This is a genomic window from Microcella indica (assembly GCF_013414345.1).
Lineage (GTDB): Bacteria > Actinomycetota > Actinomycetes > Actinomycetales > Microbacteriaceae > Microcella > Microcella indica.
Genome location: NZ_CP058670.1, coordinates 351178 through 364616, shown reverse-complemented (window position 1 = coordinate 364616; position 13439 = coordinate 351178). Strand labels below are relative to the sequence as shown.

The 13439-nt window shown below is 69.5% G+C and carries 15 protein-coding genes; 9 read left to right on the top strand and 6 right to left on the bottom strand.

Annotated elements, in window-relative coordinates:
* The first annotated feature begins 2 nt into the window (after nt 1–2).
* Nucleotides 3–236 carry a DUF2530 domain-containing protein gene (locus tag HUJ41_RS01800; RefSeq protein WP_179873095.1) on the top strand — a complete coding sequence of 78 codons (234 nt, stop codon included), beginning with the start codon at nt 3–5 and terminating at the stop codon, nt 234–236.
* Between the two features lie 166 nt (nt 237–402).
* Here HUJ41_RS01800 and HUJ41_RS01795 read toward each other — a convergent pair whose 3' ends face one another.
* From HUJ41_RS01795 to HUJ41_RS01785, 3 genes are all read right to left on the bottom strand, one after another.
* Complete coding sequence (locus HUJ41_RS01795; RefSeq protein ID WP_179873094.1) at nt 403–1353, bottom strand: hypothetical protein; 951 nt, start codon at nt 1351–1353, stop codon at nt 403–405.
* Nucleotides 1354–1558: 205 nt separating this feature from the next.
* On the bottom strand, nt 1559–2047 hold the full coding sequence (locus HUJ41_RS01790) for a DUF3027 domain-containing protein (protein ID WP_179873093.1): 489 nt from the start codon (nt 2045–2047) through the stop codon (nt 1559–1561).
* The gene (locus HUJ41_RS01785) at nt 2040–2420 is read right to left on the bottom strand and encodes a cold-shock protein (RefSeq protein ID WP_179873092.1); all 381 of its coding nucleotides are present in this window, start codon (nt 2418–2420) and stop codon (nt 2040–2042) included. Before HUJ41_RS01785 ends, HUJ41_RS01790 begins: the two co-directional genes overlap by 8 nt.
* A gap of 147 nt (nt 2421–2567) precedes the next feature.
* Here HUJ41_RS01785 and HUJ41_RS01780 point away from each other — a divergent pair, with 147 nt between their 5' ends.
* From HUJ41_RS01780 to HUJ41_RS01770, 3 genes are all read left to right on the top strand, one after another.
* Complete coding sequence (locus HUJ41_RS01780) at nt 2568–2819, top strand: multidrug ABC transporter ATPase (protein ID WP_152583936.1); 252 nt, start codon at nt 2568–2570, stop codon at nt 2817–2819.
* Complete coding sequence (locus HUJ41_RS01775; protein ID WP_179873091.1) at nt 2806–4653, top strand: helicase-associated domain-containing protein; 1848 nt, start codon at nt 2806–2808, stop codon at nt 4651–4653. Before HUJ41_RS01780 ends, HUJ41_RS01775 begins: the two co-directional genes overlap by 14 nt.
* A 71-nt stretch (nt 4654–4724) precedes the next feature.
* Nucleotides 4725–6377, top strand: coding sequence for a DNA repair helicase XPB (locus HUJ41_RS01770; RefSeq protein WP_179873090.1), 1653 nt, complete (start codon nt 4725–4727; stop codon nt 6375–6377).
* A 10-nt stretch (nt 6378–6387) separates the two neighbouring features.
* Here the strand turns inward: HUJ41_RS01770 and HUJ41_RS01765 are convergent, their stop codons facing one another.
* The gene (locus HUJ41_RS01765) at nt 6388–6927 is read right to left on the bottom strand and encodes a hypothetical protein (protein ID WP_179873089.1); all 540 of its coding nucleotides are present in this window, start codon (nt 6925–6927) and stop codon (nt 6388–6390) included.
* Nucleotides 6928–6988: 61 nt separating this feature from the next.
* Complete coding sequence (locus tag HUJ41_RS01760) at nt 6989–7690, bottom strand: alpha/beta fold hydrolase (protein ID WP_179873088.1); 702 nt, start codon at nt 7688–7690, stop codon at nt 6989–6991.
* 116 nt (nt 7691–7806) lie between these two features.
* On the opposite strand from HUJ41_RS01760, the gene HUJ41_RS01755 reads away from it, so the two are divergent.
* From HUJ41_RS01755 to HUJ41_RS01735, 5 genes are all read left to right on the top strand, one after another.
* Nucleotides 7807–8499, top strand: coding sequence for a response regulator transcription factor (locus HUJ41_RS01755; RefSeq protein WP_179873087.1), 693 nt, complete (start codon nt 7807–7809; stop codon nt 8497–8499).
* 12 nt (nt 8500–8511) lie between these two features.
* Entirely contained in the window at nt 8512–10248 is a 1737-nt protein-coding gene (locus tag HUJ41_RS01750) for a sensor histidine kinase (RefSeq protein WP_179873086.1), read from the top strand.
* Nucleotides 10249–10307: 59 nt separating this feature from the next.
* On the top strand, nt 10308–10598 hold the full coding sequence (locus tag HUJ41_RS01745) for a WXG100 family type VII secretion target (protein WP_179873085.1): 291 nt from the start codon (nt 10308–10310) through the stop codon (nt 10596–10598).
* 29 nt (nt 10599–10627) lie between these two features.
* The gene (locus HUJ41_RS01740) at nt 10628–10936 is read left to right on the top strand and encodes a DUF2470 domain-containing protein (RefSeq protein ID WP_179873084.1); all 309 of its coding nucleotides are present in this window, start codon (nt 10628–10630) and stop codon (nt 10934–10936) included.
* A gap of 110 nt (nt 10937–11046) precedes the next feature.
* The gene (locus HUJ41_RS01735; protein WP_179873083.1) at nt 11047–11706 is read left to right on the top strand and encodes a biliverdin-producing heme oxygenase; all 660 of its coding nucleotides are present in this window, start codon (nt 11047–11049) and stop codon (nt 11704–11706) included.
* A gap of 84 nt (nt 11707–11790) precedes the next feature.
* On the opposite strand, the gene groL is transcribed toward HUJ41_RS01735, so the two are convergent.
* On the bottom strand, nt 11791–13419 hold the full coding sequence (gene groL / locus HUJ41_RS01730) for a chaperonin GroEL (protein ID WP_152583927.1): 1629 nt from the start codon (nt 13417–13419) through the stop codon (nt 11791–11793).
* Nucleotides 13420–13439: the final 20 nt, after the last annotated feature.

Here is a 13439-nt window from a genome sequence, read left to right as displayed (position 1 = left end):
CCATGAGGCTCTGGGTTCCGCACGAGAAGCGCCGGCCGCAGCCCGAGCCGCTGCGCACCAACGACGTGCTCGCCTTCCAGGTCGGCCTCGGCCTCTGGCTCGTCGCGCTCGTCATCGCGCTCGGGATGCTCGCCACCCCGATCGCCTTCGACCCGGTTCAGACGCTCGCGACCATCGCGCTCGGCCTCGTGCTCGGTCTCGCCGGGCTGCTCGTCTCGCGCCGCGGCCGCCGCTGACTCGCACGCGCCGCGCCCATCCCGCGCCGCTCCGTCAAGCCGTTCGTGACAAAGCACGCCAAACGTTCGATTGCAGTTGTCACGAAGGGCGTGACCCAGTCATTCGCCGAGCATCGATCGCACGCGTGACACCCCACCGACCTCGGTGCCGACTGATTCGTGCGGCTCACCATCGCACGCCGATGCGACGCAAGCGTCGAGCGAGTGCGACCTCCGAACCCGCCACGTTCCAGTCCCAACGGCCGTAGCCGTGCAGCTGCGGCCGGATCTCGTCCTCGCGCAGCTTTTCCTCATACACGGCCTGATCGGGGGTGCGCCCGGTGAGGTAGCGCGGATCGGTGTACTTCGCCCGCCCGTCGAACTCGGCACCGACGTTGAACTCGGGCCAGTAGAAGTCGAGCTCGTAGCGTCGCCCAGTCGGCCCGAAGACCGTGTGCTGCAGCTCGGGAGTCGGAACACCGAGAGCGTGCATCGTGACGCGGCTCAGAGACTCCCCCGGCCGGTTCGCGCGCCCGTCGATGAAGTCGAGCACGCGTCGCGCTCGCGCGAAACCTCGCCCGTGGTTGAGTAGCGACCACAGCTCCTCAAGCTCCTCGAGTGATACACCCGCGAGTCCCTCCGCGTCCCGCGGATGCGCGGCACGCCACAGAGCGGCGTCACCCATCGCGACAGCGACTGGGAACCTCGCGACTCGCGCCATGTCCACTACGGTTCGGCCAAGGGCGGTGAGAAGCATTCCGTCGATGTCCACAGGGTCTGCCGCCCAGGAGTCCGTGTGCCTGCGCAAGACCGAGGTCGAGCGACTGTTCGACGTCGCACTGCCGACGACGTGGACGTCCTTCGGCCACCGACCGAGGATGGGCAGCTGCCATAGTGCTGCTGCTGACCAGTGACTCAGCACGTCGGATGGGACAGCCCGCTCCCATGCCGCGCGAACTCTCAAGCGGTAGCGCTCATCGACGCCCAGCTCGTTCCAGGTGTCGCGCCGCACGTAGACGCCCGGCGCGAGCTTGAGAAACTCACCGTTGCGCGCGCCACGATAGACCTGCCGCCGGATGCCGAGATCGAGTTCGCGCTGCGGGTAGACGAGAGCACTGTGGTCGACCGGGGTGAGCATGCGAGCACTGTTCCTCACCCGTCGATAGGAGGCGCAACGCTGCCGTGAACGGCGTAGTCGCGCCCGTGCGGCGTCCCTGGGGAGGAGCGCCGAGCGATCAACTCAGGCCGTTTGTGACGACCTGGGCCGAACGTTCGGCGTGACTCGTCGCGACCGGCGTGACAGAGTGCGGCGGCACAGCTAGAGGCGCCGGGGTCCGAACGAGCTAGTCGCCGTCGCCGACCGTGTCGTCGTGCGCGTCGATGTCGACACCGTCGAAGACGTCGTCCCCGTCATCGCCGTGCAGGTCGTGCTCGTCGTGATCGTGGTCGTCGTCGGAGTCGTCGTCGTCACCCTCCGACTCGGCGTCAGCTGCCTGCTGCGCGAGGTAGTCCTCGAGCCTGTCCGACCACGGCACCCAGTCGGGAGCCGTGAGCGCGCCCTCACCGGGCATGAGCTCGGTCTCGAGCACGCTCGGCTCGAGACCGGGGTTGACCGCGAGCGAGACCGTCCAGAACCAGCCGAGGTAGCCGCCCTGCCGCGTGGCGAAGCGCACCGTCGCGACATCGTCGGCCACGGTTACGTCGCGCAGGGCTCCGATCGTCGTCGCCGGGGTGATCTCCTCGAGCGCTGCGCGGGCGATCGGCTCGAGAACGCTCGCCTCGACGACGGGCGCTGCCGCAGTCGTGGTCGTGCCGCGGGCGCCTCTAGGCATCGAGATCGTCCGCGACCTTGCGCAGCACAGTGGCGATCTTGCGACCGTGGGCGGCGTCGGGGTAGCGGCCCCGCTTGAGGTTGGCACCGATGCCGTCGAGCAGGCCGACGAGGTCTTCGATGATGACGGCCATGTCGTCGGCCGACTTGCGGTTGAGGGTGCTCAGCGTCGGCCGGCTCTCCAGCACGCGCACCGACAGCGCCTGTGCGCCCCGCTTGCCGTCGGCGACGCCGAACTCGAGCCGGGTGCCGGCCTTGATGACCGCCCCCTCGGGCAGGGCGGAGGCGTGCAGGAAGACCTCGTCGCCGTCGTCGGACGCGATGAAGCCGAACCCTTTCTCCTGGTCGTAGAACTTGACCTTGCCGGTGGGCATGAGCGTTGTGTCCCCTCGCGTTCGCTGTCGTGTCGAGCGCGGTGCTCGAACCCCGAGGATACCGCCGCAGGATGGCCCCAGGAAACGGGGTACGAGCCTTTCAGCATGCGGCACTACCCTGGACGGGTGCCAGAAGAATCGTTCGTGATGAGCAACCGCGTCGAGCGCGTGCTCGCCTACATGGTCGCAGGCGTCATCCTGCTGAGCCTCGCGAGCTTCGTCGCCCTCATCGCCGGCACTGCGGCGGGTCTCGAACGGGGCGACTTCGCCGAGGGCATCTGGCCTCTCGTGACGATGATGCCGCTCGTCGGCCTGCCGATCGGCTTCGTCCTCATCATCGTGCTGCTCGTCGTCAGTGCTGTGCGCCGGGGGCGAGCTGCCAAGGATGCCGGCAACTAGCTCAGCCTCCCTCGCGCTCGCCGCGCGACTGCGCGACCTCGATGACGCGAGCGTGACGCGCATCATCCGTGAGCGCTCGATCTCCCCGACGTCGCTGCGCGACATCTTCGACCTCGCCGAGGCGCTGCTCGACCCTGCGGCGATCGGCATCACTCTCGCGCGCCAGACCAGGCCGACGCTCGCCGCGCTCGTGACCGCGGGCGAGGCGGAGTCGATGCCGGTCGCCGACGTGGCGCGGCGGCTGGACCGCCCGGTCGACCAGGTGCGCAGCGACCTCCATGCGGCGCTGGATGCTGTGCTCATCGACCTCGTCGACGACACCGTCACGGTCTGGCCGACGGTGGTCGCCGAGCTCGCGCAGTGGCCGCAGCGCGGCCTTCCCGGCTCCGAGGCGCTGACCTCCGAGCATCCGCCGGTCTCTCTCGATGCGGTGGACGACGCCGACCGCGCGTCCGTCGATCGCGGCGCAGCCGAGCGCGCTTTCACGACGACGACGCAGCTCACCGAGATCGTTCTCGCCCTCGCGGAGGCGCCAGGGCGACTCCTCGCCCGCGGCGGGCTCTCGCTGCCCGACGCCAAGCGGCTCGCCGAGGTCGCGGGAGTCGAGCTCGACGAGCTGCCCCTCCTCCTCGATCTCGCGTCGCTCGCCGACCTCGTGGAGGACGACGAGGGCTTCACTCGGGCGACCACTCGCTCCGACGAGTGGCGGCGCGCACCCCTCGCCGACCGCTGGCAGCAGGTCGCCGAGGCCTGGGTGGCGCTGCTGCCCGTCGAACTCGTCGAGCTGCTCGCCTCACGCCCGCTCGCACGCTGGGGAGCAGCGCTCACCGACTTCGTGCACTGGCTGTACCCCGCGGGCGGTGACGCACTCGATACGAGGATGGCGCGCCGCGGCGCGCAGGGCGAGCGCCTCGGGGTGACCGCCGACGGCCGCGCGAGCACGATGGGTGCCGCGCTCCTGAGCCGGGGCGCAGCCGCGGCGAGCGCCGTGCTCGCGCCGCTCGTGCCCCCGGATGTCGACCAGGTGTACCTGCAGCACGACCTCACCGTGGTCTCCCCCGGCCCGCTCGCGGCCCACCTCGACGAGCGACTGCGTCGCCTCGCCGACGTGGAGAGCGCGGGGCTGGCCGGCCGCTACCGGGTCACCGCCGACAGCGTCACGCGGGCCGTGGCTCTCGGCGAGTCGGCGGAGGAGCTGCTGGCGTTCCTCGAGCAGCTGTCGCTCACCGGTGTTCCGCAACCGGTCGAGTACCTGATCCGCGAGACCGCCGCGCGCTACGGCAGCGTGCGGGTGGCGCCCGCCGACGACGGCGAGCGCGGCGGTGCCCGCGCACTCGTCACGAGCGAGGATCGTCTGCTGCTGGACTCGCTGCTCGTCGACGCCGCCATTGCTCCGCTCGGGCTGCAGCTGTCGAGCCCGGGTCGAGCGGTGAGCCGCTTCGAGCCCGCCGTCGTGTTGTGGACCCTCATCGACGCGCGGTACCCCGCAGCGCCCGCCGACGGATTTCCCGCTCCGGAGCGCCCGGGTCGCACCCGGCCGGTTGCGCCCGTGAGCGTCACCGATCCTGTCGCTGACGCCGTGGCGCGCATCCGCAGCGGCTCGACCGTCGGCACCGACGGGGATGACGCGTGGGTGGGGCGCCAGTGGGAGCTCGCCGTGCGCGGCAAGCTCGCGGTGCGCGCGACCGTGCGGCTGCCCGACGGCAGCGAGCGCTCCTTCGACCTCGAGCCGACCGGCATCGCGGCGGGACGCGTTCGCGGGCGGGACCGCGACGCCGACGTCGAGCGCACCCTGCCGATCGCGAGCATCACGGGCCTCGAGCCGCTCGAGTAGCGGCCCACGCGCACCGTGCGCCGCGCATCCCGTACCGGCGCTCTCAGCCGCGCGCTCTAGACTGGCCCGTTATGAATCCTGACGGCCCCCTCATCGTTCAGAGCGACCGCACCGTGCTGCTGGAGGTCGCCAACGGCCAGGCGGAGGAGGCCCGCCACGCCCTCGCCGTGTTCGCCGAGCTCGAGCGCGCACCCGAGCACGTGCACACCTACCGCATCACGCGGCTGGGGCTGTGGAACGCTCGGGCGGCCGGTCACGAGGCCGCCGAGATGCTCGCCGTGCTCGACCGCTACTCGAAGTTTCCGGTGCCGCAGTCGGTCGCGACCGACATCACCGAGACGGTGGGCCGCTACGGGCGGCTCGTCATCGAGCGGGATGACGACGGGATGCTCGTGCTGCGCTCGACCGACACGGCCGTGCTCACCGAGATCGCCTCCAACCGCAAGGTCGCCCCGCTGCTCGCGCGCCGCATCGACCAGCACAGCTACGAGCTCGCGGCGTGGGCTCGTGGGCAGGTGAAGCAGGAGCTCGTCAAGATCGGGTGGCCGGCCGAGGATCTCGCCGGCTACACTCCTGGCACTCCTCACGACATCGACCTCGACCTCGCTGACTGGGGGCTGCGGCCCTACCAGCAGCACGCGATCGACCAGTTCTTCGTGGGCGGCTCCGGCGTCGTCGTGCTGCCCTGCGGTGCCGGCAAGACACTCGTCGGCGCTGGCGCGATGGCGCAGGCGGGCACGACGACCCTCATCCTCGTCACCAACACGGTCTCGGCGCGGCAGTGGCGTGCCGAGCTGCTGGCGCGCACGAGCCTCACCGAGGAGGAGATCGGCGAGTACTCCGGCCAGGTGAAGGAGGTCAAGCCGGTCACGATCGCGACCTACCAGATCCTCACCGCCAAGCGGAAAGGCGAGTACGCGCACCTCGCCCTGCTCGACGCCCTCGACTGGGGTCTCATCGTCTACGACGAGGTGCACCTGCTGCCCGCGCCGGTCTTCAAGCTCACGGCCGAGCTGCAGGCCCGTCGCCGCTTGGGCCTCACGGCGACGCTCGTGCGAGAGGACGGCCGCGAGGGCGACGTCTTCAGTCTCATCGGCCCGAAGCGCTTCGACGCCCCGTGGAAGGAGATCGAGGCGCAGGGCTTCATCTCACCAGCGAGCTGCTTCGAGGTGCGCGTCGACCTGCCGGCGAGCGAGCGCCTCGAGTATGCGGCGAGCGCCGACGACCAGCGCTACCGGCTCGCGGCGACCGCACCCGCCAAGCTCGACATCGTGAAGCGTCTCGTGGCGCAGCACTCGGGCGAGCGCATCCTCATCATCGGTCAGTATCTCGACCAGATCGAGGAGCTCGCCGATGCTTTGGACGTGCCGCAGCTGACGGGGTCCACGTCCGTCGCAGAGCGCGAGCGGCTGTACCAGGAGTTCCGGGATGGCCGCACTCCGGTGCTCGTCGTCTCCAAGGTCGCCAACTTCTCGGTTGACCTCCCCGAGGCCACGGTCGCGATCCAGGTGTCGGGTTCGTTCGGCTCCCGCCAGGAGGAGGCGCAGCGTCTCGGGCGCCTGCTGCGGCCGAAGCAGAGCGGAATCCCCGCGAGCTTCTACACTCTCGTCGCGCGCGACACCGTCGACCAGGACTTCGCCCAGAACCGTCAGCGCTTCCTCGCCGAGCAGGGGTACAGCTACGAGATCCTCGACGCGAGCGCGATCGCCGCTGCTGCTGCGTGAGTCGCTCGCGCTAGGCGGCTCGAGCGCTGCGGCGACGATGAGCCGCGGCGACCAGAAGAAGGCCGCCGCCGAGGAGTGCGAGCGAGCCGAGGGCGAGTGCGCCCTCCCCGACCGCGCCGGTCGCCGCGAGCTCCGCCTCGACGGGGACCTCGGGTACGTCGAACGGGAAGTACGCGATCACGACATCACGCCCTGACGAACTGGCGACGAGGCTGACCGCGTGCGTACCCGGCGCGAGCAGGTCGCCTGTGAACAGACTGCACGAGAGACTGCCCGCCGGGATCGTGCAGGTCACGAGGTCGGTGCCGTTCTCCCGGAGGGTGACGACCACATCGAGCCCTCTCGCCGCGCCGAGTGTCGAGTCAACTGAACTGCCGATCGAGAGCACATGGGCGGTGTCGCCGAGCACGCTCTCGCCCGAGGGCTGGGCAACCGTGTCGACGGTGGTGCCGAAGAGCGTCTGGGGCGCCGCGTGGGCCGGAGCGGCGAGCAGCGCACCGCTACCGAGGGCGAGCGCGACAACCAGGGCGATGGAACGAAGCCTCTTCACGCAACGATCCTCGGCCCGGGCGCTCGCGACGGCACGCCCCCGAACAGGTCAGCGCGGCGTGTCAGCCGCGATCGACGGCGGCGAGGATGCTCTGCGCCAGCTCGGCGGGCTTCGTGAACTGCGGCCAGTGGCCGGTGGGCAGCTCGATGATCTCCAGCTGCTCGAGCTGAGCCAGCTCGCTCGTCCAGGGCGCGCCGGCCGAGATCGCATCACGCAGCATCGCCTCGGGGAACTCGCACGCGATGACCGTCACCGGAACCGCGAATCGTGCCTCGTCGTGGAGCGTCTGAGGATCGGTGGCGACCGCGGCAGGTTCCGGAAGCGCGATCGTGCGGAATCGCTCGCGCAGGGTGTCATCGAGATCGACGAGGTCCTCCGCCTCGAAGAAGCCCCACTCGGGGAGCGGAATGCGGTCGCCCTCGACGGGGAGCTCGTCGTTGATGGCGCTGCCGTCGGGGAACGGCAGAGCGTCGACGAAGATGACCCTCGCGATATCCGCCGGGCGCGCATCAGCCGCCGCCCAGGCGATGCTGCCCCCGCCAGAGTGCCCGACGAGCACGACGGGGGACGCGACCGCGTCCACGATCTCCAGCACGGCATCGACGTGATCGTGGAGCCCGATGCCCGACAGAGCTCGGTCACCCTGCCGCTTGCCGGGCATGGTGGGAGTGTGGACGGTGTGGCCGGCCCTCGCGAGAGGAGGTGTCACGCCCGACCACGAAGCGCCGTCGAGCCAGAAGCCGGGGATGAGCACAATGTTCATACGGGAACCCTAGGCCGAGCATCCGACAATGTTGAGGAATCGATGGGAGCGGGCGAGACCGACGGCGCCCTTCGGGCATTCAGGAAACCCACAACAAACGCGCAGAGAATGGCCCCATGCCTGACGGACCCAAGATTCTCATCGTCGATGACGAGCCGAACATCCGCGACCTCCTGACGACGAGCCTGCGGTTCGCCGGCTTCGCCGTGCGCGCCGTGAGCAACGGGGCGCAGGCGATCTCCGCCGTGCTCGAAGAGGAGCCCGACCTCATCATCCTCGACGTGATGCTGCCCGACATCAACGGGTTCGGCGTCACCAAGCGCCTGCGGTCGAGCGGCTACACAAGCCCCATCCTCTTCCTCACCGCGAAGGACGACACCGACGACAAGATCATGGGTCTGACGGTCGGCGGCGACGACTACGTCACCAAGCCGTTCAGCCTCGACGAGATCGTCGCACGCATCAAGGCGATCCTGCGCCGCACCATGCAGGAGGAGGACGACGCCGTCATCCGCACGGGCGAGCTCATCATGGACCAGGACACGCACGAGGTCACGGTCGGCGACGCCGTCATCGAGTTGAGCCCCACCGAGTTCAAGCTCTTGCGCTACCTCATGCTCAACCCCAACCGTGTGCTCTCGAAGGCGCAGATTCTCGACCACGTGTGGGAGTACGACTTCAACGGCGACGCTGGCATCGTCGAGAGCTACATCTCGTACCTGCGCCGCAAGCTCGACCAGCACACCGATGAGCCGCTCATCCAGACCAAGCGGGGGTTCGGCTACATGCTCAAGGCGGCCAAGGTCTAGCCTTGGCTCCCGATGCATGAGCAGCTGACGCAGTGGTGGGAGGGCATCTCCCTACGCTCCAAGATCACCGGCGTGACCGTCCTCGTCGTCACCGTAGGTCTGCTCGTCGTCGGCATGGGCACCCTCACGGTGCTGCAGCGCACGCTCGTCGACGAAGTCGACCGGCAGCTGCTGCAGGTCGCCGAAGAGCAGGTGCCGCAGTCGCCCGCGACCTTCAGCCTCGAAGACTTCGCCTCCTTCGACGAGCTGACTCCGTCTGTCTTCTCCAGCCAGTTCTACTTCGGCGCCGTCGCCGGGGACGGCGTCATCATCGACGACAACGTGGGCTCCGCGAGCCGGGATCGCGCACCCGACGTCTCGCGACTGACCGCCGAGTACCTCGAGCGCGTCGAGGGCGGCATCACCGTCGCGAGCCAGGACCGCACGACCCAGTGGCGCGTGGCGACCTTCCCTCTCGCCGTCGTCGACAGCGAGTCGGAGACGACGCACGCCGCGACCCTCGTGATCGGCGCCGACCTGGCCGACACGAACGGCGTGATCGGGTCGTTCGCCTCGATCTTCCTGGGCTTCGGTCTCGTCGTCGTCATCCTCAGCGCTGCCCTGACGCGCCTGCTCGTGACCTCCACGTTCCGACCGTTGCGCGACGTGGAGGCGACGGCCGCGCGGTTTGCGGGAGGCGACTTCAGCCAGCGACTGGGCGGAGCGACCCCCAACACCGAGGTCGGCCGACTCAACCGCTCTCTCAACACGATGCTCTCGCGCATCGACCGGGCGTTCGCCGACCGCGCCGCGACGATCAGCCAGATGCGACGCTTCGTCGGCGACGCCAGCCACGAGTTGCGCACTCCGCTTGTCTCGGTGCGGGGCTACGCCGAGCTGTACCGCATGGGAGCCCTGCAGAAGCCCGAGGATGTCGCTCAGGCGATGGAGCGCATCGAGAAGGAGGCCGTGCGCATGGGCGCCCTCGTGGCCGACCTGCTCGAGCTCGCGCGGCTCGACGAGTCGCGCCCTCTCGAGCTGGCGCCCGTCGACCTGGCCGACCTCGCTCGCGATGCGGCCCTCGACGCCATGGCGGGCGCACCGGACCGCGAGGTGACGGTCGTCCTCGACGAGTACGCACCCGAGGGCGAGGCGATCGAGAAGGATGCCCCGGCCGACGCCCCCGAGGCTGCGAGCCGCACCGCTCACGCCGACCCCGCCGAGTCGCCGAGCGCCCCAGCCCCAACCGGCGCGATCGCGCTGGCCGGCTCGGCTCTCGCGCGACTGCGTCGCCGCCGAGGCCGCTCGGTGGTGACCGAGCCCGAGGCCCCCGAGGCCTCCTCACCTCCCGCGCCCGCCGTGGTGCTCGGCGAGGAGAACAAGTTGCGCCAAGTGATCACCAACCTCATCGGCAACGCGGTGCGGTTCACGCCCGAGGGGTCTCCGCTCGAGATCGCGGTAGGGGCGGACCCTCTCTTGGGACTCGGCACGATCGCGGTCGTCGACCATGGCGAGGGCATCCCGCCGCAGTTGAAGGAGAAGATCTTCCAGCGCTTCTTCCGCGCCGACTCCTCGCGGGCCCGAGACACAGGCGGCTCTGGTCTCGGTCTCGCGATCGCTGCCTCCATCGTCGATCACCACCATGGCCGCATCGACGTTGTCGACACCCCGGGCGGCGGCGCGACCTTCCGAGTCACCCTGCCGCTCCTCCCCAAGAGCGACGAGACACCCGCAGGTGAGCAGGGGGCCGACGCGGCATCCGGCTCCTGACGCGCGCTCCTACTCTGCTGTGCAGCGGGGGGCTCGCCCTTGCGGGACAGGAGGACGTCATGACGCGATATCAGGTGGACAGCGATGCGGTGATCTCGGCAACGGGCGCAGCCCGCGGGTCGATCGGGCGCATCCAGGCAGAGGTCGCCGCGCTGCAGAACCAGCTCGTGTCGCTGCAGGGATCGTGGACGGGCTCCGCCGCGAGCGCCTTCCAATCGCTCGTCGCTGACTGGAGCGCGACGCAGCAGCGGGTCGAGCAGTCACTCGGCGCCCTGACCGAGGCGCTCGCGCACGCGGGGCAGCACTACGCCGAGATAGAGCATCAGAACGCCCGGCTCTTCCTGCGCTGACCGATGCTCCGCGCCCTAGTCTGGTGGGTGTGACCAGTTTCGACCCCGCCATCGTCGCGGGCGTGCTCACCCACATGAACGGGGATCACGCCGACGACAACCTGCTCATCGCCCGAGCGTTCGGTGATCGCGCTGCCGTGCGTGCGCGCATGGTCGGCGTCGACGGCGAGGCGGGAGAGTGGGTGTACGAGACAGACGCGAGCCAGGGGGCGGAGCACCCTCTGCGGGTGGAGTGGACGGCACCCATCAGCGCTCGGCCGCAGATTCGACGGGAGATCGTCGTGCTCTACGATCGCGCGTGCGCGGCGCTCGGGATCGAGCCTCGTGCCCACGACTAGCGTCGCGAGCGCCCGGACCCTCGGTATCTCAGACTCTGGCCGCTCGACCTCTGGCGCCTCGCTCGGGTGAGCGATAGGTTAGGTGCGCCTTACCTAGCCTGGAGATCACCGTGACCGCACCCGAGCCTGACGTCATCCCCTTCTCGCGCCTCGTGCGTGAGCGCACCGCTCGTGGGCACAGCAGCAGTGAGAGCGCCACGTTCATGAGCGACCTCATGGCGGGGGCGGGCTCCCGGGAGGACTACGTCGCCCTCGTCGAGCAGCACTACGTCATCTACGAGGCCCTGGAGAGCGTGCAGCCGGCGATGCGCGAGAACCCCGACGTCGCACCCTTCCTCTCCCCCGCACTCACGCGCCTGCCCGCGCTCGAGAACGACCTGGCGTTCCTTCACGGCGGCGACTGGCGCGCGCGCATCGCGCCGCTCGAGATCACGCGCCGATACGCGGCGCGCATCCTCGAGGTCGCCGCCACCTGGCCCGCGGGCTATGTCGCCCACCACTACACGCGCTACCTCGGCGACCTCTCCGGCGGCCAGTACATCGCAAAGGTCATGGCGCGGCGCTTCGGATTCGAGACCAACGGCATCGGCTTCTACCTCTTCGACCAGATTGCCGACCCGGGCGCCTTCAAGGACACCTACCGGCATCAGCTCGATACCGTCGCGTGGAACGACGACGAGCGCGAGCGCGTGATCGACGAGGTCATGGTCGCGTACGACTTCAACACCCAGCTCTTCGTCGGTCTCGCCGAGGCGCGCGACGCCGCCTGAGCAGTGCCGCCTGCCGCACACACGAAACGGGGCGGCATCCCGTGAGGGATGCCGCCCCGTTGTCGGTGCAGTGAGCTGGCTGGACTAGAAGTCCATGCCCCCCGAAGGGTCGCCCATCGGCTGCGGGTTCTTCTCCGGCTTGTCTGCCACGACGGCCTCCGTCGTGAGGAACAGCCCGGCGATCGACGCGGCGTTGAGCAGCGCCGAGCGCGTCACCTTCACCGGGTCGGCGATGCCGGCGGCGAGCATGTCGCCGTACTCGCCGGTCGCGGCGTTGAGGCCGTGCCCGATGGGAAGGTTGCGCACCTTCTCGGCAACGACACCCGCCTCCATGCCGGCGTTGAGCGCGATCTGCTTGAGCGGCGAGTCGACGGCGAGGCGGACGATGTTCGCACCCGTCGCCTCGTCACCGACGAGGTCGGTGAGCTCCTTCGACTCGAAGGCCATCTTGCCCGCCTGGATGAGGGCGACGCCACCACCGGCGACGATGCCCTCCTCGACGGCGGCCTTGGCGTTGCGCACGGCATCCTCGATGCGGTGCTTGCGCTCCTTGAGCTCCACCTCGGTCGCGGCACCCGCCTTGATGACGGCGACGCCGCCGGCGAGCTTCGCGAGGCGCTCCTGGAGCTTCTCGCGGTCGTAGTCGCTGTCGGTGTTCTCGATCTCGGCGCGGATCTGCTTGACGCGGCCCGCGATGGCGTCGGCCTCGCCGGCGCCCTCCACGATCGTCGTCTCGTCCTTCGTGATGACGACCTTGCGCGCGCGGCCCAGCAGGTCGAGGGTGGCGTTCTCGAGCTTGAGACCGACCTCCTCGCTGATGACCTGACCGCCGGTGAGGATCGCGATGTCCTGCAGCATGGCCTTGCGGCGGTCGCCGAAGCCGGGAGCCTTGACGGCGACCGACTTGAAGATGCCGCGGATCTTGTTGACCACGAGCGTCGCAAGGGCCTCGCCCTCGACGTCCTCGGCGATGATGAGCAGCTGCTTGCCGCTCTGGATCACCTTGTCCACGACGGGGAGCAGGTCCTTGATCGCCGAGATCTTGCCGTTGACGATGAGCACGTAGGGGTCTTCGAAGACCGCTTCCTGGCGCTCGGGGTCGGTGACGAAGTACGCCGAGAGGTAGCCCTTGTCGAAGCGCATACCCTCGGTGAGCTCGAGCTCGGTGCCGAAGGTGTTCGACTCCTCGACCGTGACGACGCCCTCCTTGCCCACCTTGTCGATGGCCTCGGCGATGAGCGCGCCGATCTCGGGGTCGGCGGCGGAGATGCTCGCGGTGGCGGCGATCTCCTCCTTGGTCTCGACCTCCTTGGCGTTCTTCAGCAGCTGGGCCGAGACGGCCTGCGTGGCCTTCTCGATGCCGCGCTTGAGGCTGATGGGGTCGGCGCCGGCCGCGACGTTGCGCAGGCCCTCGCGCACGAGCGCCTGGGCGAGCACGACCGAGGTCGTCGTACCGTCGCCGGCGACGTCATCGGTCTTCTTCGCGACCTCCTTGACCAGCTCGGCACCGATCTTCTCGAACGGGTCCTCCAGCTCGATCTCCTTGGCGATGGAGACGCCGTCGTTGGTGATCGTGGGGGCGCCCCACTTCTTCTCCAGCACGACGTTGCGGCCGCGCGGGCCGAGGGTGACGCGCACTGCGTCGGCCAGGATGTTCAGGCCGCGCTCGAGGCCGCGGCGGGCCTCTTCGTCAAAAGCAATCAATTTAGCCATGGGTGTCTTTCGTCCCTCCC

Coding starts and splice junctions, on each gene's coding strand:
- HUJ41_RS01800 (WP_179873095.1), top strand. CDS start 3: ATGAGGCTCTGGGTTCCGCACGAGAAGCGCCGGCCGCAGCCCGAGCCG.
- HUJ41_RS01795 (WP_179873094.1), bottom strand. CDS start 1,353: ATGCTCACCCCGGTCGACCACAGTGCTCTCGTCTACCCGCAGCGCGAA.
- HUJ41_RS01790 (WP_179873093.1), bottom strand. CDS start 2,047: ATGCCTAGAGGCGCCCGCGGCACGACCACGACTGCGGCAGCGCCCGTC.
- HUJ41_RS01785 (WP_179873092.1), bottom strand. CDS start 2,420: ATGCCCACCGGCAAGGTCAAGTTCTACGACCAGGAGAAAGGGTTCGGC.
- HUJ41_RS01780 (WP_152583936.1), top strand. CDS start 2,568: ATGAGCAACCGCGTCGAGCGCGTGCTCGCCTACATGGTCGCAGGCGTC.
- HUJ41_RS01775 (WP_179873091.1), top strand. CDS start 2,806: ATGCCGGCAACTAGCTCAGCCTCCCTCGCGCTCGCCGCGCGACTGCGC.
- HUJ41_RS01770 (WP_179873090.1), top strand. CDS start 4,725: ATGAATCCTGACGGCCCCCTCATCGTTCAGAGCGACCGCACCGTGCTG.
- HUJ41_RS01760 (WP_179873088.1), bottom strand. CDS start 7,690: ATGAACATTGTGCTCATCCCCGGCTTCTGGCTCGACGGCGCTTCGTGG.
- HUJ41_RS01755 (WP_179873087.1), top strand. CDS start 7,807: ATGCCTGACGGACCCAAGATTCTCATCGTCGATGACGAGCCGAACATC.
- HUJ41_RS01750 (WP_179873086.1), top strand. CDS start 8,512: ATGCATGAGCAGCTGACGCAGTGGTGGGAGGGCATCTCCCTACGCTCC.
- HUJ41_RS01745 (WP_179873085.1), top strand. CDS start 10,308: ATGACGCGATATCAGGTGGACAGCGATGCGGTGATCTCGGCAACGGGC.
- groL (WP_152583927.1), bottom strand. CDS start 13,419: ATGGCTAAATTGATTGCTTTTGACGAAGAGGCCCGCCGCGGCCTCGAG.